Genomic DNA, 20,754 nt, shown 5'->3' with positions numbered 1-20,754 from the left:
ATCAATCACGCTGGACGACCTCTACCATCGTTATATGGATGATCCGGCACGTAATCGTTCACAGAAGACGGTGATGACCTATCAGTCGGTTTACAATGTGTTGATCGATATCTTCGGTGCCGATAAATCCATCGCCGATATTGACCGTGAAGATTGTCGTCAGTTCATGGATGTGGTGCGGTATCTACCTGCGAATGCGAAGAAACGGTTTCCACGGAAATCATTGGTGGAGATTTCTGAGATTGCCCGTCAGAAGAAGATGACGCCGATGGCACCACTCACGATTAACAAATACGTGAACAAATTGTCAGCGATGCTGAATTGGGCGGTTGAAGAGGAATTATTGGTTCATAACCCTGCTATCGGGTTAAAGGTCGCTGATCCAGTTCATGCTCAAGACAAACGGTTGCCATTCAACGATCATCAATTACAGAAAATCTTCACGGCATTATCGGATAAATCCGGTGCAGAATATTGGGTTCCGCATATTGGGCTATACAATGGGCTTCGGCTTAATGAAATTTGCCAATTGAATGTCGAAGATATAATCGTCCGGGATAAAGTTTGGTGCTTCAACATCACCCGTGAAACGGATCGTGGTGTCGATGACAAAGTATTGAAGACCAAAGCGTCTGAACGTATCGTTCCTATTCACCCTCAGTTATTGGAATTGGGCTTCATGCGATACCTGAAACAGTTTGAGCGTAAACCACGGGGGAAGTTGTTTCCTGATATTCGCGTAGGTACCACCGGGTATCGCTCAGACATCTTTTCAAAGTGGTTTGCTCGGTTTTTGAAGTCCATTGATGCCGATGGTGATCGCACTTCGTTCCACTCGTTCCGTCATAACTTCCGTGATGCTCTTCGTGAAGCAGATGTACGACATGAAATCGCCATGCAATTGGGTGGTTGGGCAGACGGTTCACGAGGAAAGTCTGCCCAACTGTTTTATGGCAAAGGGTTTACCATGAAGGCTGTTCTGACGGAGTTGAAGAAGGTTGATTATGTGGTTTTAAATGACATTACGGCCATAACACATCAATGCCCTTAATGACCTCATACCCTTTATGCTTAAGGGTTGTAGTCATTTCTTGGGCGTGGTGATCATCATTTGCCAGTAAAGCCATATGCTGCCATGTCGGATCGTGGCGACAATCAAGGGAACAATCTTCGTATACTTGTTCGGTAAATTCACCAACTGCTACTTCCAGTATCATGGTTTCGCCTTTGCTATATGAACAAGTAGCCAGTGCTCCATAGCATGTTGCATGAGCGTCAGATCGAACAAAGATATACTGGTTGTTGCCGTCATGGGGAATATAGCTTTGGTAAGTGATTTCTTCCATCGGATTTTATCCTTATTATTTTAGTTAAAACCGATGGGATTGTGACGCTGCTCAGGCGAAAAAGTCGATAAACTTTTTATTTAAGTATAGATCAGGAGAAGCTGTAGGTTTTGCTATAATGCCGATCAAGTTCCCCGAGCTAAAAGCCCGAGTGTAATCCAAAAACAGGGTAGACAAATTTCAACGTCGATCACCCCAAAACTTGATCAGTTTTGCACGATGGTTAACAGTTCTACTGATCTGAATGAATTACAATCCCTACCTCTAACATGCTAGAAATTTAATAGGTACTGAGCCAAAATTGTACTCTAATACTAAACTAATCTATCAAGGGCGACAAGAATGTTTTCTGTATGCTGTTTCCAAGTATGTTTGGTTTTACAAATCTTAAAAGCCTCTTGTCCAAGTTTTAAGCGAAATTCGGGTTTTGCGATCATTTTTATCATTGCGTTTACCAGTTCGTCAATGTTCCCTGGCTCAACGAGAAAGGCTGTTTGTTCATGGTCAAGTAATTCTCCAATCTGGTCTAAAGCAGAGGCGATAATGGGTTTGCCTGTGGCCATGTATTCAAACAGTTTCGTTGGTGAGCCAAAAAAAGCAGAACCATCCGGATTGGGAACATGTGGAGAGACTAAAACATCAGAAGCATTTAAATATGTAGGCGCATTTTCTTGGGGAACTGTCCCCGTAAAGATTGCTTGATCCGATATGTTTGCAGATTTTATAATATCTTTACAATCTCGGCAAAAATTTCCATCCCCAATCATCAGTAATCGAATTTTCTTAGCTTGTGGATGATCTGATCTTGCCAATTTTGCAAAGGCGTTTGAAAGAACCTCTGTACCATGCCATTGGCCGAAGGTTCCAACAAAACCAAAAACGATATCGTCTTCTTCGAAACCTAATTCGCGGCGCAATGATGCAGCGCTATCATCAAGATCGGTAAAACGTTCAATATCCACGCCATTTGGATTTACCAAAATTCGATTTTCAGGGATACCGCGTTCAACCAACTCGACTTTACTGGGCTGACTGACCACAACAATAAGGTCCGCGCCTTTTAAATTAGCATCCTCGATCATCAACATCTGATCAAAGAATTTCATTTTTTGGGTATCCCAGTGTTTGTTCATCCATAGAAATGACCCATTATATTCGCAAATGTAAGGCACCTTCATATGCCGGGCGATGGCTAAAGCGGCATAATTCCCCAACGCGTACCGGCAATAAATAAAACGAGCTGTTTCAAAGTTCTTCTTGACGTAAGAGATTACCTGACTGTTATAGGTCAATAATGGAATATTGGGCATATTACGGCCCAGATTATATTTCGGTGTGACTTCGTGAAAGGCTGCGTCCACATCTACCGATGTCAGCTTGTCTGTCGAAACCACATCGATAACGCCACATAACGCGCGCAGCGAATTTAATACGCCAGATGTATGGGCCACGGAACCACCCGCTTTTAGATCAAATAAGTGATCCATACGCATATATAAGGGACAGGCCTCTGCAGGGCCATGCTGCGTCGCTTTTGGTAAGTTTAAATATTGAACTGCCACCTTCGCATGTTTGTTTGCAATAAAAGGGGACAGAGTCATATCACGTGCAAATCGGTAGGACGCACCTAAAAAACTTCCCCGCTCTTCAGTGTTTCCATGATTATCAGTCCAGTCCCATCTCCCTTTGGCATGAACATGCAAAATACCTTCTGCAAGATCCGCGTAGGGTTTCACCCCTAACCGTGCCGTGTACATATGAATGGGGTCGCCAAGCGCCTGAATCGCCTTTCGCCCGCCTTCATGGCGCCAGATTTTATAGATATCCGTGCTTTCGAACTTTTTTTTTGAAGAAGTGCTCATATTCGTATTAACCACTTTTAAAAGCTAAAACTTTCCTTGCGAATGAAATGTTTATGCCAGGCTGCAAGGTTAAATAACCACCACAGACGTACGCCGTCTTTTTGCTGGAACATGGCATTTACATAATTAAGGTCAAACACATCTGTCAACGCACAGAATTCATAAATTTCCTGTTTCATGTGCTCGCCAAGTTTATCTTGGAACCACTCATGGATAGGAACACCAAACCCCTGTTTAGGACGATCGATGATTTGATCGGGGATCGTTCCGCGCACCGCCTTCTTCAGAATGTGTTTCAAAGTACCGTTTCGCATTTTTACCTCTGTCGGAATGCTCATCCCCATGCCAACAAATTTATGATCGAGGAACGGCACACGACATTCCAGACTGACGCCCATGCTCATTTTATCAACGCGCATCAACAAAAGTTCCGGTAGACGCAGATTTAAATCCACATAACTCATCCAGTTTAGTGGCGTATCTTCCTGAACGCCTTTCTTATATCTGTTTACGATACCTGAAAGAGCATCAGCTGTACTTTGACCTTTAAACTTTTCGCGAAGACGCGGTGAAAGAAGAGATTCACGGGCGTTATAGGTAAATGTCTCTGCCCCGCTAAAGAAAAACGGCTCATTCATCGCTTTGCGTCTAATAAGATCGCGCACTTTATGTTCTTTGAAAGTCCCCATTGCACCCAGCATATGATAGCCAAGCTTATAAGCGGTGCGAGGGATAGGCCATGTCAGTTTTTCATTCACAGACATCAACACCTTCCACCACGGATAACCCCAGTAAACTTCATCCGCACCCTCTCCGACCTGACACACCGTAACCCCGTTATCACGCGCCAGCTTCGAGACATAATAAACCGGTACACAAACCGGGTCTGCAATTGGTTCATCCTGAAGATGAACAAGCTGAGGAACAAAGCTGGTCAGATCATCCTGTGTTAAAGTCAGTTCATGATGTTCAGCGCCTAGTTTCTCTGCAACCAGACGGGCATGGTGAAGTTCGTTTTTATAACTGCCGTAATCCTCACTATAACCGATGGAAAAAGTTTTAATCGGCTGGCTCTCACCTTTTGTGAATAGGGCAGCGTTCGTCGAACTATCAATCCCGCCGGACAAAAAGACACCAACTGGAACATCGCCTACTTTACGGTAGGTTACAGCTGTTTCAAGGTCTGCAAGGATACGGCTAGCAATATCGTCTTCGCTCATATTGGTCATGGGATTTACTTCGTCCCAAATATCCCAATAACGACCGCCTGAAATTTGACCTTGCTCATCAATTGTCATCCAGCATCCAGGTTCCATTTTTTTGATGCCTTCAAACATAGTCATAGGAGCAGGTGTGCTCATTAAAGCAAGATAATGGAAAAGGGCTTCTTCATCCATTTTGCGTGGCTGTGCAGGATCTTCCAATAGCCCCTTGATTTCAGAAGCAAAAGAAAAACGGCCTTTGCGTTTTGTCCAATAAAGCGGCTTGATACCGATCCGATCACGGACCATAGTCAGGGTACGTTCCTGATTATCCCAAATGGCAAAAGCGAACATTCCTCTGAACTTAGCAACTGCATCAAGCCCCCAGACACGATAGGCATTCAAAAGGACTTCCGTATCTGAATGATCCGTAACCCAGTCTGTCACGCCTTTTTGCTTTAGTTCTTCGCGGATTTCGACATGGTTATAGATTTCGCCGTTGAAAGTCAGGACAAACCGGTTATCTGTTGACACCATAGGTTGGCTTGCACTTTGGGACAAATCAAGAATTGATAGGCGCCTATGGCCTAGACCGATTTTGCGATCATCACTTAACCATATACCCGCCCCATCAGGCCCACGGTGTATCATAGCGTCACGCATAGCAATGAGACATTGCTCTTCTACAAGCGGACCATTCTCAATTGCAAAACTACCTACGATTCCACACATACTTTATGACCTTTATTCAGAGTGACTGTTTACTCAAGGAAGCGAAAAAAAACTTATTTGATCGCTTCTTCTACAGCGAATGCAATATTTGAAACCTGTAACTGCTGCCACATAGGAATGGGCCAATCTGCTTTACCGCTGAGTGCCTCATAAAGCGCTGCGATTTCCGCTTTATGACCTTTATCGCTTGAACCGGACCAGAGTTCTTCCTGCTCTTTTCCACCAATAACTTTATTGTAATCGTCAAGGAAATAGACTTCCTGATCACAATAAACATTCATTTGCTCTTTCGGCCAACTAGAATTACCCAATGCCGTATAGGTCAATTTGGCAATGTCACCATTCTTGAAGCGGATGGTCGCCACGAAATTATCATTCTTTGCCAACATGCCTTCTTTCGGCACGATAGACAGGGCAGAAATTTCTTCAACTTCACTTCCACTCAAAGCTGTGAATAGGTCATAGATATGACAGGCTTCACCCAGATTGCGCCCGCCACCTTCTTTGCCATGGACCCAATGATCAAGCGGAATATGCCCCGCGTTCATACGATAGTCAATGATCATCGGACCTTGTCGGTCTTTCAGTTTTTCACGGATTTTTGCCACACCGGGCGCAAAACGACGGTTATAGCCGGTTAAAAGAACCGGAGCCTTCTCCCCTGCCTTTTCGATAATGTCGGCGATTTTTGCCAACTCTTCACGATCCAGTGTCAGCGGCTTTTCCACAAAGACATGTTTGCCGGCTTCAAGAGCCTGAATGACTTGGGTACCATGCACATCATGACGTGAACCGATCAGGATCAAGTCAACGTCCGTATCAGCCAGCAGTTCGCTATAGTCGGTTGTGGAATAACTCGCACGTTGATTGGTCGCAACCGTCGAAGCAGCATGGGCCGTTCTACTCATAACCGCGCGAATTTGATAGGCTTCACTCATGGCCGACATATTGGGTAAATGCGTGCCCTGTAAGAAGGCACCTGGGCTAACCACACCCACTTGTACAGGACCGTCTTTTTTTGCAAGACCTGTTCTTGTTGCAACAGTACGTTTTGACAAGATACCCTGAAACTCATCATCATTTTCCGTATAAGTCAGAACAATCCCCAACGGACGTTCCCCTTCTGCCTTCAAAGATGCATAAGCTGCGCCCGCATCGTGAATGGCATATTGACGATCGATAAGTTTACTAGGCTGTACTTTTCCATCACTGATCAAGGACAGATAAGACAACATGTTTCTGTTTTCCGTCCAACGGACATAAGAAACAGGATAATCTAGGCCTTCTTCCTCATACCGGCGATCATAACGCCCCGGACCATAAGAAGTTGAAATTCGAAAATCAATTTCATTGCGGTAAATATCGGCACGATCAATCTGAATTGGCACATCACCAACCAGTACAACACGCCCTTTGCGGCGGCATAATTTAAAGGCCCCGCCAAGCAGTGCTGAATCAGAACTCGCCGCAGTAACAATCACACCATCAACACCAACGCCATTTGAAATCTGAGCAATTTTTTTGACAGGTGCTTCATCACCTGCTTTTAATGTCACATCCGCGCCCAACTCCTTAGCACGCGTAAGGCGGGCGTCATCTACATCTGTTGCAACGACATAACAGCCATTAGCTTTCAATATCTGCGTCGTGATCTGACCAAGAAGTCCTTGACCGACAACCACAAAACATTCACCCAATGTCGGTTCGATGCGTCGAACGCCCTGCATGGCAATGGCCCCCATTGTCACTGTTGCCGCATCGGCATATGAAACATTATCTGGCAGCGGAACTGTCAGATTAACAGGAACACGAATAATTTCAGCATGATGAGCCGATTGCGCACCCGCACAGGCGACGCGCATGCCGATTTCTACATTATCTACACCTTCTCCCAGCCCAATAACTTCACCAGCCGCACTATAACCAACAACCAGACCCGCACCTAACTGGCCACGGATCACGTTCATGGTTTCGTTCACCCCTTTAGTTGCCATCATATTCAATGCCTTAATGACTTTGTCCGGACGTTTAAGAGCACGCTTCCAGATCGGCTCACTGGAAGACTTCAAACCGCTCATTTCTGTACCAACAGAAATACAGGAACGATAGACACGTACCAACACTTCACCGGGTGCCGCCATTGGCGCAGGAACATCTTCAATAATTGCTTCGCCGTTTTTCAAAAAAACTTGTTTCATAAGTCTGACTACTCTTTATCTCAGAAGGCCAACAGTATCTAAATGTGGTTTTGCCACGATCTCATCTTTGAAATTTTTGAAAGAATCATGACCAACCAAGGTCACGATCAAGTCAGCGCTCTCAATCGCTTCTTTCGTTTCAAACAATTCAAAATTGCTCAGGGAGGGAGGTAAAACATCAATATAAGGCTCTACCAGTTGCAAAGTTGCATCCGAACATTTTTCATATAAAGCATGGACAATGCTAATTGCCGGGCTTTCACGCAGATCATCTGCATTTGCCTTATATGCCAAACCCAGAATTGCAAGCTTTGAAGCTTTATGTTCTTTGATCAGATTAACAATTTGTTCAATAACCCAATCTGTTTTTGCCAAGTTCACTTTACGAGCCTGATGGACAATTTGAGCCAGATCAGGGTTCTTATGAACGATAAACCACGGATCAACCGCGATGCAATGGCCCCCAACGCCTGGACCCGGCGTCAGGATATTTACACGGGGATGTTTATTCGCAAGTTCAATCACTTCAGAAGCATCCAGCTCGTTCACGTCAGAAATCATTGAAACTTCATTTGCAAAAGCAATATTTACATCGCGATAGGAGTTTTCGACCAATTTCACAAATTCGGCTGTGCGCGCAGTTGTCTGATAACATTCACCTTGCACGAAAGCTTTATAAAAGCTTGTTGCTTTTTGTGAACATTTTTCAGAAATACCACCAATGATGCGATCATTTGTACGAAGTTCGTATGCAATATTTCCCGGCAAGACACGCTCTGGACAAAAAGCCATATATACATCAGCATCCTCAGAAGCATCACTTGCCAATAACAAGTCTGGACGCGCTTTTGCCAACAGATCGCGGATATGTTCAGTTGTACCAACCGGAACCGTTGATTCAATAATAACAAGGCTCCCTTTTTTCAAGAAGGGTGCGATAGATTGTGCAGCGGCTTCCACATAGGAAACATCAGGAACATAACCCGGTTTGAACGGTGTTGGAACCGCAATAACAAACGCATTCGCCTCTTCGGGGGTTAGTTGCCCCTTAATGCGGCCTTTGGCCACTTCTGAAGCAAGAATATCAGCCAGAAAAGGTTCGCTGAAATGCATTTCAGAATTATTAAGTTTCTCAACAACCGTTTTGTTAATATCAACACCGATAACTTTATAGCCAGATTCAGCGGCAATAATTGCTGCGGGAAGTCCGATATAACCCAACCCGATAAGGCAGATTTTTTCCATTAACTTAGTTCCTGTTGTACAAAATTTATTTGATACCTAGCCAGTCGCAAATACGCGCAGAAGCCAAACCGTCTCCATAAGGATTAATTGCAGAAGACATTGCGTTATATGCCTCTTCATTATCCAATAATTCGTTAACTTCGCTTACTAGTTTTTTATCATCGGTGCCAACCAGTTTCACCACGCCGGCATCCACCGCTTCCCAACGTTCCGTCACTTCGCGCGTCACCAACACGGGCTTCCCAAAAGAGGGGGCCTCTTCCTGAACGCCACCACTATCAGTAATCACCAAATGGGATTTTTGCATCAAACGGATAAAACTCGGATAATCTGTCGGCTCAATGAGGGAAATCGCGTCGTGATGACCCAATGTTTCCTGAACAGGACCTAAAACATTCGGGTTAAGATGGACGGGATATACAATCTGCACATCACCACGATCAGCAATGCTTTTCAATGCATGACATAAGCGTTCAAAGCCACCCCCGAAATTTTCACGGCGATGACCGGTCACCAAAATCATTTTGCGCTTTGTAGGAATAGCTGGCAAAGAGGCATCAATGCGCTCTCGAAGTTCTGCATCTTCTTTCAAACGTTCATGTGCCATCAACAGGGCATCAATCACCGTATTGCCCGTAATGACAACATCTTCTGCCTTGTGACCTTCTTTATAAAGCGCCTGAGCAGAAGCTTCTGTTGGCGCAAAAAGATGCTTTGCAAGAGAGTCAATAACGACCCTGTTCATTTCCTCAGGGAAAGGAGCGAAAAAATCACCGCTTCGCAAGCCTGCCTCAACGTGGCCGACAGGTATTTGCTTATGAAAGCAGGCAATCGCAGCTGCAGAAGCCGTTGTCGTGTCACCATGCACAAGCGCCAAATCATAACTTTCTTCGGACGTTACTTTATCAATCGATTGAACAATGCGGGAGAATAATGTGTTCAGAGTTTGCCCCGGTTGCATCAAATCCAGATCAATGTCGGGTGTGACCCCGAAAAACTCCATAACCTGATCGAGCATCCCACGATGTTGTGCGGTAACACAAACTGTAACTTTGGCATTTCGTGTCCGTAGGGTCTCTACAACCGGCAGCATCTTGATTGCTTCAGGTCGTGTCCCAAAAATACAGAGGATGTGAATAGTTCTGCTCCTTACGCATTATTGTGTTTTGATCACTTTCTGAAATTATAACAAAGACAGGAAATGTTTGGATCATCCGTGACCTTTTATTACAAATTATGAAATCTTTAAAGAAACAAATCATTCTGGCCTATTTTTTTTTGCCATGGATGTGTGGCGCAGATGAATGTAAAGCCGTTATCTTTTACGACCTAACACAGAGATAACTTCAGACATCGTTTCATTACTTCTTACCATATCAAAGTCCTCCCGGTCCTCGCCGTAAATCTTGTCGAAACCAAAATAGGAATAGTTACAGCTCGCTCGGTCTAAAATTTCGTAACCGACCTCACCCATCATGTAATCCAATTCGCTGATGGTGAATTCGCGATGATGGCCAAAGAATGGAATTTGTGTATGGAATTGGATCCCGATATCGGGGTGAGGAGAATTCCCCGCCAGCATTTTTTTTCTCTGTGGCCAATATGCTAGATTAGGCGTCTCAACGACCATATACCCCCCAGGTTTCACCATTTGGGACAAACTTTGAAGGAAATATTTTGGGGTATGCGGTATATGTTCAATCGTCCCTAGAGAGAAGACAAGATCAAAAGCTTCTTTTTTGGAATGAGAATTTTTTTCCAAAGCATCAGGTGCCCAGTCATACAATTTGACCTTATTTTTTTTAAGGAACTGGATTGAGCTATCAAAATCGCTTTCTTTATCCCCATAGTTATCGATCGCAACCACATCATAGCCTAAACGCAAAGCGCTTAGACTGAGGTTCCCAAAATAGGAACCGTAATCCAATACTTTCAGGTTTCTAAGCCCTTGACGGTCAAGCATTGCAAAAATTGCGCACAAGCGGATCGCGCTTAAGCGTATATAATTTGCAAAATCAAACGTTTCTGCAATATTGCCCCGCTCAGAGATGCTGCGGTGTTGTCCGCGACTATTAATTTCAATAATTTGTTCGGTTGCGCCAATGATCACATGCGCCCTGTCAGGAAAAACCCGATGACATTCTGCTTGCCAGTCGAGTTTTTCAAAACTTCTGAGTTTCCAGCGGATTTTATTGAGTAAAGAAGCTGAAAAATTATCCATAATCGGTATCGTTTCTTTGTAGGGTCACATTTGGGGTTTGTTCCGGGAGAACTTTTTTGATGTTCAAGATTTTTCCACTCGCCATTTCAATCACACAATCGGCAATAACGGAAAAATTAGGGCTGTGTGAAACAATGATGATTGTATGGTCTTGTTTTAACCTTTTCAATGCATCAATGATAAGGGTTTCTGCCTTTTCATCAAGCGCACTTGTTGGTTCGTCAAAGATGATAATTTCGGTTTTGCGTAAAATCTCGGTCGCAATGGCAATGCGCTGCCTTTGTCCCCCTGACAAAGCCCCGCCACGATATCCAACAGGGTAATGTAGCCCCCCCTCCAGATCATTGATAAATTCGCAATGTGCCGCTTTAAGGGCGGCTTCGATCTCTTCTTTTGTCGGGGTATAGCTCAACCCCTGCAAGAGGTTTTCAAGAATAGAACCATTCACTAATGTGGGGTGTTGCTCCACATAACCGATCCTTTGGCGATACGTCCTTAAGTCAAGGTCTGTTAGCGGGGTGTCCCCAACAAAAATATCTCCTTCAGACGGCTTTTCCAAGGAAGAGATTAGATTGATTAATGTTGTTTTCCCAGAACCTGACTTTCCAATAATCACATAACAATGACGGGGGTTAATCGTCAGGTTAATATCTTTTACAGAGGCAACCGGGGCAGCCTGATCATTTTGACTATAATAGTAAGTGACATTCCTGAAATGGATCGGTTCCTCAAAAGCTTTGATTTTGCGTCCTTTTTCATACAGGGTTTCTTGATCGCCCCACTCCTCTCCCCGTTTGGTCAAGGATACTGTCGCCTCATGTGTATTCAAAATGCCATTCCAGCTTGAATTCATCCCGGCAATATAAGGCATGGATCGAATACCAATTACACCCAAAGCCGCAACGGAGATTGCGTTGATATCAAAATATACTGTGGAAATCGTCATTGCCGTCACAACAATTGTCAAAAAGAAGATTTGCGTACTGTTCAAAATAATTTCATTGATCAGTTTTTGTTTTAATGTGACTTGGCGCAAATTATCTGCCGTAGAAATGATTTTATTATAAGAATACCCAATCGTGCCACATAAGCGGTCACTTCTCAAACGGTTGACTTGTTCATCCATGGTCCAATAAAAATTGCGATTGGCATCATCAAGTTGACGGCCAAAAGTACTGCCACTTTTAATAATTTTAGAATAAGTTAAATAAAAAATAATAGATACTGAAAAAATAAATATAACAATTGTATGTTCTATATAAATTGCAATTAAGCCATAAGTAAAAACCATTGTCATATGGGTCAAGAACAAAACAAAATAACCATAATATTGTCCGACACGATAGGTTTCATTTAACATGGATGTTAAAAAAGGTTGGCGTAAATTGAGTATATGGCTCAATTCTTCAGCATGCATATATTTTGCAACAAAATGACGGCGTAACTCAATATTGACACTTTCCTGTACGAAGGTAATCAGGTAGTCTTTGAGCATCAAAATCAATCTATTAAACGTAAAAAGAATTAAAAGAAGAACGAGTAAACTGAGAAGTCCGACTTCCAGATTTAAAATATTTTCAAAAAAGTAGTGCAATTCATCGGCATAAGGGAAAATTTCGTCCAAGGGCCGGGCGCTATTTTGCATGAGAGAGAAAATCGGGCCGAGCAATAAAAGTCCAATTCCTTCCAGCGCAATCCCTGCAAAACTAAACGTCAATGCCCCCATCAGTAAAAAGACATTCTTCTTGTCTTTAAAAGCTTTAAGAAACGAAGCAATATAGCCATCTGAACTATCGAGATAATCAATCCATTGTGTCATTATTTTGTTTAGTCCTGTTAAATCGCTATAAATTGTCGTTACTTTTTCTGAAAGGCATACCAGTAGCCGCTAGCGATGGGTGACAAGGCTTTACCCAACATCAGGTTCAGCTTCATTGCCCACCAATAACCGGTGAATAGTAAATGTGAAACAGGCCCGCTTGCCAAGACTGCCCCTCTCTTGCTTATGCATCTAAAGCCATATTTTGCCAACCGCTTAGGTAATTCGTTATAGGAAAAGCACTGTACATGCGGAGAACTATCAAAAGAGGTTGGGTGAACACTGTCAACCCAATTCCCTATAAGTTTGTTTTTTACATTCTCAAAGAACCAGCGAATGTTGAGCTTTTCATTCCAATGGCCTAAATTCAGTTTTTTCCAAAGGGCGGCTTCAGCTTCATACCATCCACGCCCATTGGGCACTGTCACCAACAAGACCCCTCCTTCTTTTAATTTGTCAGTTAGCAGAGGTAAAATTGTTGCAATATCCTTGTCATTACAGTGTTCCAATACTTCACTGGCGATGATGACATCAAATTGGTCTGGCAATTCTTCCAATAACTGACATTTTAAAATACTTTTATCATAGCCTTTGGCGGCGAGAACATCTTGGCCATAAGCGATACTTTTCTCATCACGGTCAAGGCCCGTCACATCATATCCCAACGTTATCAGAGGAAAGCACACGCCCAACCCGGTGCCACATCCAAATTCTAAAATTTTATCTGAAGGTTTCAGAAATTGGCGAAAGAATGAAATACGATTTAGATGTCCGTAGGCGTTTTCTTGCATATCCGCATCCGCAATTCTACGAATATATGCCATCTCATTCGTCTGCATCAAATACTCACTCATCACCCGTTGTATGCAAGGGTTTTGTCACCCGGCAAACAAGATACCACCCCCAATAAGTTCCCAAAAAATTAAAAAACCTTTGTGGGAGGGACAGTAAAAGTTTCTCAGAAATAAGATCTAAAAGATTCAGGGGCCTCGTGAGCCACTTCGGCCTTTTATCGAAGACAAGGTAGTCAGGGAAACATAACGGAAAATCAAAGGGTGTTGCTTTTCGACAGATCACAGGGTCGACAACAAAACCTTCCTTTTCAAGAATCCGGGTAATTTCTTTATCATCAAAGACTCTGACCAATGGCATTCCTCCAACACCGTTATATTCAATCAAAGACAAAATCTCTTCTACAGATTTTTCCTTATTATAGCGGTATTTAAAAGAATAGGAAGCTACCATTAGTTTATAAAAAATGGATTTTTTATTATAAAGCGTGATGAAGGCACGCCCCCCTGGTTTAAGTACCCGAAAAACTTCGCTAATTGTTTTGTCGAACTCATATACGTGATGTAAGACTCCATTGGAGAAACAGAAATCAAAACTATTATTTTCAAAAGGCAACTCAATAGCATTGCCTTCTCTAATGGAAAACGCATTCAGGTTGATGGACTGCAAATTCGCGTTTGCCCGTTTTATATTTTGCGGTGTCAGGTCAATACCAAAGTAATTGGCTCCCAGTTCGATTAGGGTTTTCGCGTCATATCCCGGTCCGGTGCCCACCTCAAGGGCTTTCTTACCTCTCAAAGCTTCCTTGGACAGCATATCTCGAAGCCAGCTCATTTCGTAAAAGTCGCGTTTTTCAATGACAGTAAGAAACTGTGAACGGGTATCACCTTTCTGTTCTGACATAAAAGTTGTGCCTGTCGGGCTATCTCCCCAAGTGGTAATCGACTGTTCTTCATATTTTTTTTGCTTAGACATTAAGAATACCTCACATAGTTATGTGACAGCGGATCAGCGACAGGTTCTTTGTGTTTTGAAACGAAAAGCCTTTTAAGCCGTTTCAAAAAAGGTGTTAAAAATAAGATAATGCCTATTGCAGCCGGCGACCATAACCAAAATTAGCAGGGGGGCTTGGTACTATGAAAGTTTTGAGTTGTAAAGAAGATGTGTCTACGATCCGAATGCCGTTCTCTACCAACTCAACAGTACGCAAAATGATTTTATCATCGGCATGCAGCTTGGCGACGGTGCGTTCTTTGCTAATTTCAACCAGTTCCCCCACAACCTTGTGTCGGCAATCAAAAAGGTAGTCGTCGAAATATTCTACAATAGGCCAATTTTCAGCACGGGGTACAAAATGTGCCCCCGCTTTTTGGTAAACACGGCGTTGGTCCGGTAAGGAAGTATAGACATAAGTGCCCAGATCTTGTTTGACCCAATTGCCATTCACCCACAAGGTCACCCCGAGGTTATCATCATGGGTATGCCCCATAGGGGCGCCTTGGGCATCGTGTTTAGCCACACGCAATGTCATATGAAGATAATTATTTTTCCATACGATGACACCAAAATCACTATAGTAAGCCAATTTTAGGTCTTTTTTGAAATCTGTGGGGATTTCAAAAAAATATTCTTTACGGTCCTTGATCTCCGGCCATGCCAAAGCAGCAGGGGGTGTCGTCTTATCACTGTAAGAATGGAATTGGCGTGCCTTAGGTTTTTTCAGTGTTCTGCCATTAGTCAGGAAATCTATAATGCAGGCTCCAAGTCCTTGGCTTTTTTTACCAAACAACGCATCGACAGCTTCAAGAACCGATTGTGTGTGCAGAACATTTTCATAGAGTTCTGAGTTTTTTTGAATAAAAACAGTATTGAGCAAGAAGAAACGCCCGGAATCCATATCCCCAATTTGAACAAGTTCGTCAGTAGGCGTGGATAAATCTGACAAAAATTCCCGCATGAGAAAAAGACGTGACACTAAGTCGTCTGGTAAGCTTTCACAATAAAAGGAAGCTTCTTTGCCAATGTCGTCTTTAATCGTATAGGGCACTGAAGATTTCTGTGTCACATGCATTGTTTTAAGCGCATTTTTTTTCTCATCAGACAGCCCTAAAATCAAGGCAAAACTGTAAATAGACAACTCCATAGATAGTCTATGATAACCAACCGATCCCTCATAATTACTGCCGTCTGAATTAAATTGAAGTTGGGTTTCTTTAACCATTTCGCAAATCCCAACGGCCAGCCACGTCATTGTTTCATCACTCTGTGGTAAGGCAGTCGCGATAAAAATCAGACCTGCAATATCGGAAAGATAGTGATTGCTCCGTCCTTTATCGGACCACTCCAAATTATTAAAAATATGATGTCCGTGCGCCCGCAAAGAAGCGGCGAGTTCTTGAGTGAACGCTTTATCGAAAATATGTCCAGCAGATTGACAGAGGCTAACGGCTAAAGCCATGTTTGCTGCCCTGATCCCTACGTCCATTGGACATCCCCAATTTGGTCCGAATTGAGGAGGGTTCGCCGAGATGAAATCTAGTATCTGATTGCGGATTTCTGTGACATAAGCCCTCTTTTTTTTTCCTTTAGAGGCCAATGCAAAGCGCACTAAATGCTGTAATCGCCCAAGTTCCCAAGGCATTTTGATATCAGTCCCCAAAGGGTAACCAATATTCAGATCTTTGAAATACACATCACTATACCATCGAAAACCGGAACGAAAGTCTAAACGCCAATCAATCTCTGAATAATCGACTTTATTAATCAGACTATGCACTTTTTCCGCATAAGTTTTGTTTCGCGCATTTACTGTTTGATAAGGTAAACTTCTTCCTTTGGCATCGCACAGGTATTTTTGACCGTCCAATCCCTCTGGCTCATACCCAGGCTTTACGAGGACCCAACCTGAACCTAACATGTCAAATTCATGTCGTAAATTACGGTCTAAGACTTCTCCAATTACGTCGATTTGCTCAGAAACAACATGCCATTGCCCGTCAGGCGAGAGGCCAACAAAATCAAAATTTGGATCAGCGGATATAAATGTACACCGTTTTCTCGCATAAGTTTTCTTGACTTTTTGTACACCTAAGCGCCAAATAAAGCGAATAAAACGATAGAAGGCGTGATGGGGTGGCATATCCATAGCGCGACGAAAAAGGTAAGATAACTGCATGAATAGAACCTAAAAGAAATATATGTGTATGATTGGTACAATAACCAGTGTTCACTAGGTGTTTAGTCCCAGAGTATGATGGAGTGGATCTATTTTGAATCTTTCCGGCTCCTTTGTCCAGATTTTATAGACATATTCGTCTGGCGTTAGATCTCTTAAAGTTTTTATGCGCTTTGCAAAATTATAGGCCACAATAAATACCATCCAGATGGTTGCAAAGTTGATTGTGATTTTCGTAATGGTAGCACTTGGCAGTTGCTTCCTTGAGCTTTCGGTTCATTCGCTCAGCCCGTCTATTTGTCCAAGGTTGATTAATTTTGGTGAGACGTTGTTCGATATCGAACTCATCACATACTCGATCAAAGATATGCCAACCCGCTAATTTTTGGCGTTCCTGATTGGTGAACTCAATGACATTGCCTGTCAAAACAGTGTGGATTTTATAAAAACAGCTTCAATTAAATGACGAAGGAAGCTGGCCAGAATTCTTTTGGTCTTTCGATCGCCTTTAAGCGAAAGGCGGGAGATCTCATGACGCTGAAAACAGCGATGCAAAGACGAACGGGTTAAATGAGGAATACTGGCCTGCAAGGCACAAAGGCAATCATCCAGCGGAATAAGGTATGACGACAGCGAAAGGCAACACAAGCGGCTTCTTCTTCAAGGCTGAGAACCGTTGAATGAGGTTTCTTTGGTCCCATGGTAGCATCTTCAACGCTATCACGCTGTTTCCATTTGCGAACCGTCTTAGGGGTGATTCCATAACGTTGGCTTAACTCCGAGACCGAAGCTTGCGATCACTGTATTGCTGCTCTTACTGCGTGCGTGGTCTTGGCGCTTCCCTGTAGAACCGTGTAGAACTTGTCCCATAATGCTCTTCGTGTTGATGGATCGCTATAACTCATTCCATCACACTCTGGGACTAAACAGTTTTGCTATTCACACCGATTAAGGCAGCCGCACATATGGCGGTCGTCCCAGCCACAAAATGTTCAGCAAGACGATCTTGTTTTGCCTGACTTAATCTGTTTTTCCTAATAGTACCCATTATAACACCTAAATGGCGTTATCTGGATCAACCCCTTTTATTATTTGCCAGCATCAGATAATCGTAGATTTCTCCATATTTTTTCATGGCTTGTTTGCGCCCCAATAGTGCCGCATTTTGGGTGGAAAGTTCCAAACGCTCATGGTTGGACAAACTCGGAAATTCAAGTTTCTCAAAAGGAACCTTAAAACCAAACCTCTCAGCAACTTCAACACAGTCTTTAGGCGAGTCTTTTAAAACGACTTTTAAGCCTGTCATTGCATATTCGGCAAACTTTGTTGGGAATGCTGCATCGTTGAGAGGATGCTTTTCCCGTAAAATATAAGCCACATCCGCAGCATTCAGATATTTCGCAACTTCGTCATGCCCCACAGATGTCAATATATAAGCGGTGCTATCTAAGCCTGCCAAAAAGGCCTTTGCCTGTTCCTGTTGATTGGTCAGAATAAGTAAGCGAGCCTGTGGCTTCCGTTTATACAAGGCTTTAAAATGCTGGACAGTCTCACTCATACATTGGTAAGGGGCCATACTGCCGGAATATACGTAGACAATATGTTCGTTTGAATACCCCAACGATGCACGTGTTTTGGAGCGGATGTCAGCATCAAAGAAGAACAGGTTTTCTGGCGCATAACAAGGCGTGCTCCACACTTTCGGGGCTTGCGGAAAATGTTCAAGTTTTTGGGCAAGGTAATGCGTAACACAGGTACATGCCTGACAGTATTTTGCTGCGTTCATCGTGTCTTTTGCATATTTTACCAAACGCAATTGAGCCGCAATTTTCTTTAAGCCGCGGTAGTCTCTTGTTCTTGAGCTGAACTCTGCACAACTGTCGCCACGACAATCCCACAGCAGGGGTATGTGCCTGCGGTGTGCCAACGGCCCGACAATTGCAGCACTATAGTCAGTGCGCGCATGAACAAAATCGTATCTTTTTTTCGTGATGAAAGGGGCGAGTAATCGACGATTGTACCAAGACGAAAAGGGCATTACCGGTCGTGTCCCTTTTAACAAATAGCACGAACCTTTTATGCACTTATCGATTTTCAAATGTTTTTTTTTAGAGCTTTCGTAGATGCTCTTCGTTGTCGCGACCGATAAGATATCAAACTCTATATCAATATTTTCTTCACAAGCGATTACATGTTGAAGAACTTGGGAATCAAAAACTGTGTCTGGAAAACCTTCAAATAAGATATAAAGACCTCGTTTGGCCATTAGAGCCTCCAATTAAGTTAACACAGGTGGATACAGGAGAAAAGTCCCGCAGTTTGATTAAAAGACAACATTACATACCTTTCTAATTCTTTCAACAGGCTTTAACCTGATTATTCGCACCATACCCGAATCGGCATGCGTCAGGCAATTCCTTCCAGCAGCATAACCAATTGCGCTGATGTGACATAGGCTTTAAGGTCTACTGGTGAGGGGGCATGCAAAGCATCCTTCTCTAGACAGTTTGTGAAAAGGTAAGCCCTTGGTTTGGCAAAAGTACCGTGGTTGCCGGATTGAAAGGCTTTGTCACCCACGAAGACTTTCTGTTAACCATCGTGCAAAACTGATCAAGTTTTGGGGTGATCGACGTTGAAAACTGACCACCCTGTTTTTGGATTACACTCGAGCTTTTAGCTCGGGGAACTTGACAAATGTCATATCAAAATAACAACTGGTTCCCCTCATCTATACTTCAAAAAAGTATATCGACTTTTCCACTTCATCAGCGTCACAATACCATCAGTTTTAACAAGAATAATAAGGATAAAATCCGATGGAAGAAATCACCTACCACAGCCACTTACCCCATGAAGGCAACAACCAATATGTCTTTGTTCAATCTGACGCTCATGCCGAATGCTATGGAACACTGACTACTTGTTCATATAGCAAAGGCGAAGCTATGACGCTGGAAGCGGCTGTTGGTGAATTTACCGAACAAGTCTACAACGATTGTTCCCTAAAATGCCGCCACGACGCTACATGGCAGCATATGGCTTTACTGGCAAATGATGATCACCACGCCCAAGAAATGACTACAACCCTTAAGCAGAAAGGGTATGAGGTCATTAAGGGCATTGATGTGTTATGGCCATGATGTCATTTAAAACCACATAATCAACCTTTTTCAACTCCATCAGAACAGCCTTCATGGTAAACCCTTTTCCATAAAATAGTTGGGCAGATTTTCCTCGTGAACCGTCTGCCCAACCACCCGATTGCATGGCGATTTCATGTCGTACATCTGCGTCACGAAGAGCATCCCGGAAGTTATGACGGAACGAGTGGAACGAAGTGCGATCACCATCGGCATCAATGGACTTCAAAAACCGAGCAAACCACTTTGAAAAGATGTCTGAGCGATACCCGGTGGTACCTACGCGAATATCAGGAAACAACTTCCCCCGTGGTTTACGCTCAAACTGTTTCAGGTATCGCATGAAGCCCAATTCCAATAACTGAGGGTGAATAGGAACGATACGTTCAGACGCTTTGGTCTTCAATACTTTGTCATCGACACCACGATCCGTTTCACGGGTGATGTTGAAGCACCAAACTTTATCCCGGACGATTATATCTTCGACATTCAATTGGCAAATTTCATTAAGCCGAAGCCCATTGTATAGCCCAATATGCGGAACCCAATATTCTGCACCGGATTTATCCGATAATGCCGTGAAGATTTTCTGTAATTGATGATCGTTGAATGGCAACCGTTTGTCTTGAGCATGAACTGGATCAGCGACCTTTAACCCGATAGCAGGGTTATGAACCAATAATTCCTCTTCAACCGCCCAATTCAGCATCGCTGACAATTTGTTCACGTATTTGTTAATCGTGAGTGGTGCCATCGGCGTCATCTTCTTCTGACGGGCAATCTCAGAAATCTCCACCAATGATTTCCGTGGAAAGCGTTTCTTCGCATTCGCTGGTAGATGCCGCACCACATCCATGAACTGACGGCAATCTTCACGGTCAATATCGGCGATGGGTTTATCGGCACCGAAGATATCGATCAACACATTGTAAACCGACTGATAGGTCATCACCGTCTTCTGTGAACGATTACGTGCCGGATCATCCATATAACGATGGTAGAGGTCGTCCAGCGTGATTGAT

The 20,754-nt window shown here is 43.4% G+C and carries 16 protein-coding genes and 2 pseudogenes; 2 read left to right on the top strand and 16 right to left on the bottom strand.

Annotated features, from left to right (window positions below):
- On the top strand, nucleotides 1–1,051 hold a 1,051-nt coding region (locus tag Q397_RS23385; RefSeq protein ID WP_156950795.1), incomplete at its 5' end, for a site-specific integrase.
- On the opposite strand, the gene Q397_RS25110 is transcribed toward Q397_RS23385, so the two are convergent.
- The 15 genes and pseudogenes from Q397_RS25110 to Q397_RS25230 all read right to left on the bottom strand — a co-directional run bounded on the left by Q397_RS25110 (nucleotide 1,023) and on the right by Q397_RS25230 (nucleotide 19,169).
- Entirely contained in the window at nucleotides 1,023–1,217 is a 195-nt protein-coding gene (locus Q397_RS25110; RefSeq protein ID WP_156950794.1) for a hypothetical protein, read from the bottom strand. The two genes, Q397_RS23385 and Q397_RS25110, sit on opposite strands and share 29 nt — an antisense overlap.
- Nucleotides 1,218–1,660: 443 nt before the next feature.
- Nucleotides 1,661–3,208: a glycosyltransferase family 4 protein gene (locus tag Q397_RS23380; RefSeq protein ID WP_051610344.1), complete on the bottom strand. Its 1,548-nt coding sequence runs from the start codon at nucleotides 3,206–3,208 to the stop codon at nucleotides 1,661–1,663.
- Nucleotides 3,209–3,225: 17 nt separating this feature from the next.
- Entirely contained in the window at nucleotides 3,226–5,142 is a 1,917-nt protein-coding gene (gene asnB / locus Q397_RS0118690; protein ID WP_028880707.1) for an asparagine synthase (glutamine-hydrolyzing), read from the bottom strand.
- A 53-nt stretch (nucleotides 5,143–5,195) separates the two neighbouring features.
- Nucleotides 5,196–7,340 (bottom strand): bi-domain-containing oxidoreductase, encoded by a 2,145-nt coding sequence (locus tag Q397_RS0118685; protein ID WP_028880706.1) that lies wholly within the window; start codon nucleotides 7,338–7,340, stop codon nucleotides 5,196–5,198.
- A gap of 15 nt (nucleotides 7,341–7,355) precedes the next feature.
- A complete protein-coding gene (wecC, locus tag Q397_RS0118680; protein WP_028880705.1) occupies nucleotides 7,356–8,585 on the bottom strand; it encodes a UDP-N-acetyl-D-mannosamine dehydrogenase in 1,230 nt (409 codons plus the stop codon).
- 25 nt (nucleotides 8,586–8,610) lie between these two features.
- Entirely contained in the window at nucleotides 8,611–9,708 is a 1,098-nt protein-coding gene (gene wecB / locus Q397_RS0118675) for a non-hydrolyzing UDP-N-acetylglucosamine 2-epimerase (protein WP_276202116.1), read from the bottom strand.
- A gap of 192 nt (nucleotides 9,709–9,900) precedes the next feature.
- Nucleotides 9,901–10,806, bottom strand: coding sequence for a class I SAM-dependent methyltransferase (locus Q397_RS0118670; RefSeq protein WP_028880703.1), 906 nt, complete (start codon nucleotides 10,804–10,806; stop codon nucleotides 9,901–9,903).
- Nucleotides 10,799–12,625, bottom strand: coding sequence for an ATP-binding cassette domain-containing protein (locus Q397_RS24505; protein WP_028880702.1), 1,827 nt, complete (start codon nucleotides 12,623–12,625; stop codon nucleotides 10,799–10,801). Before Q397_RS24505 ends, Q397_RS0118670 begins: the two co-directional genes overlap by 8 nt.
- A 38-nt stretch (nucleotides 12,626–12,663) precedes the next feature.
- The gene (locus tag Q397_RS23370) at nucleotides 12,664–13,464 is read right to left on the bottom strand and encodes a class I SAM-dependent methyltransferase (RefSeq protein ID WP_169738018.1); all 801 of its coding nucleotides are present in this window, start codon (nucleotides 13,462–13,464) and stop codon (nucleotides 12,664–12,666) included.
- 7 nt (nucleotides 13,465–13,471) lie between these two features.
- A complete protein-coding gene (locus Q397_RS24500) occupies nucleotides 13,472–14,392 on the bottom strand; it encodes a class I SAM-dependent methyltransferase (RefSeq protein ID WP_051610339.1) in 921 nt (306 codons plus the stop codon).
- Nucleotides 14,393–14,504: 112 nt separating this feature from the next.
- Complete coding sequence (locus Q397_RS24495) at nucleotides 14,505–16,592, bottom strand: heparinase II/III family protein (protein WP_084149126.1); 2,088 nt, start codon at nucleotides 16,590–16,592, stop codon at nucleotides 14,505–14,507.
- Nucleotides 16,593–16,646: 54 nt separating this feature from the next.
- Nucleotides 16,647–17,497, bottom strand: a pseudogene (locus Q397_RS24840) (integrase core domain-containing protein).
- Between the two features lie 23 nt (nucleotides 17,498–17,520).
- A pseudogene (locus tag Q397_RS25450) lies at nucleotides 17,521–17,631 on the bottom strand (IS1595 family transposase); the annotation flags it as partial.
- Nucleotides 17,632–17,667: 36 nt separating this feature from the next.
- The gene (locus tag Q397_RS0118645) at nucleotides 17,668–18,858 is read right to left on the bottom strand and encodes a glycosyltransferase family protein (RefSeq protein ID WP_028880701.1); all 1,191 of its coding nucleotides are present in this window, start codon (nucleotides 18,856–18,858) and stop codon (nucleotides 17,668–17,670) included.
- Between the two features lie 140 nt (nucleotides 18,859–18,998).
- Nucleotides 18,999–19,169, bottom strand: a complete 171-nt coding sequence (locus Q397_RS25230; RefSeq protein ID WP_169738017.1) for a hypothetical protein — start codon at nucleotides 19,167–19,169, stop codon at nucleotides 18,999–19,001.
- Between the two features lie 239 nt (nucleotides 19,170–19,408).
- On the opposite strand from Q397_RS25230, the gene Q397_RS0118640 reads away from it, so the two are divergent.
- The gene (locus Q397_RS0118640) at nucleotides 19,409–19,732 is read left to right on the top strand and encodes a hypothetical protein (protein ID WP_028880700.1); all 324 of its coding nucleotides are present in this window, start codon (nucleotides 19,409–19,411) and stop codon (nucleotides 19,730–19,732) included.
- Here Q397_RS0118640 and Q397_RS0118635 read toward each other — a convergent pair.
- A partial coding sequence (locus Q397_RS0118635) for a site-specific integrase (RefSeq protein ID WP_028880699.1) occupies nucleotides 19,704–20,754 on the bottom strand: 1,051 nt, incomplete at its 5' end. The two genes, Q397_RS0118640 and Q397_RS0118635, sit on opposite strands and share 29 nt — an antisense overlap.

Source organism: Terasakiella pusilla DSM 6293, from assembly GCF_000688235.1.
Lineage (GTDB): Bacteria > Pseudomonadota > Alphaproteobacteria > Rhodospirillales > Terasakiellaceae > Terasakiella > Terasakiella pusilla.
This window is presented reverse-complemented; position numbering and strand designations above follow the sequence as displayed.

Bases quoted from the DNA above. Each gene is read 5' to 3' on its own strand.
- Q397_RS25110 (WP_156950794.1), bottom strand. From the start codon at position 1,217: ATGATACTGGAAGTAGCAGTTGGTGAATTTACCGAACAAGTATACGAA.
- Q397_RS23380 (WP_051610344.1), bottom strand. From the start codon at position 3,208: ATGAGCACTTCTTCAAAAAAAAAGTTCGAAAGCACGGATATCTATAAA.
- asnB (WP_028880707.1), bottom strand. From the start codon at position 5,142: ATGTGTGGAATCGTAGGTAGTTTTGCAATTGAGAATGGTCCGCTTGTA.
- Q397_RS0118685 (WP_028880706.1), bottom strand. From the start codon at position 7,340: ATGAAACAAGTTTTTTTGAAAAACGGCGAAGCAATTATTGAAGATGTT.
- wecC (WP_028880705.1), bottom strand. From the start codon at position 8,585: ATGGAAAAAATCTGCCTTATCGGGTTGGGTTATATCGGACTTCCCGCA.
- Q397_RS0118670 (WP_028880703.1), bottom strand. From the start codon at position 10,806: ATGGATAATTTTTCAGCTTCTTTACTCAATAAAATCCGCTGGAAACTC.
- Q397_RS24505 (WP_028880702.1), bottom strand. From the start codon at position 12,625: ATGACACAATGGATTGATTATCTCGATAGTTCAGATGGCTATATTGCT.
- Q397_RS23370 (WP_169738018.1), bottom strand. From the start codon at position 13,464: ATGCAGACGAATGAGATGGCATATATTCGTAGAATTGCGGATGCGGAT.
- Q397_RS24500 (WP_051610339.1), bottom strand. From the start codon at position 14,392: ATGTCTAAGCAAAAAAAATATGAAGAACAGTCGATTACCACTTGGGGA.
- Q397_RS24495 (WP_084149126.1), bottom strand. From the start codon at position 16,592: ATGCAGTTATCTTACCTTTTTCGTCGCGCTATGGATATGCCACCCCAT.
- Q397_RS0118645 (WP_028880701.1), bottom strand. From the start codon at position 18,858: ATGGCCAAACGAGGTCTTTATATCTTATTTGAAGGTTTTCCAGACACA.
- Q397_RS0118640 (WP_028880700.1), top strand. From the start codon at position 19,409: ATGGAAGAAATCACCTACCACAGCCACTTACCCCATGAAGGCAACAAC.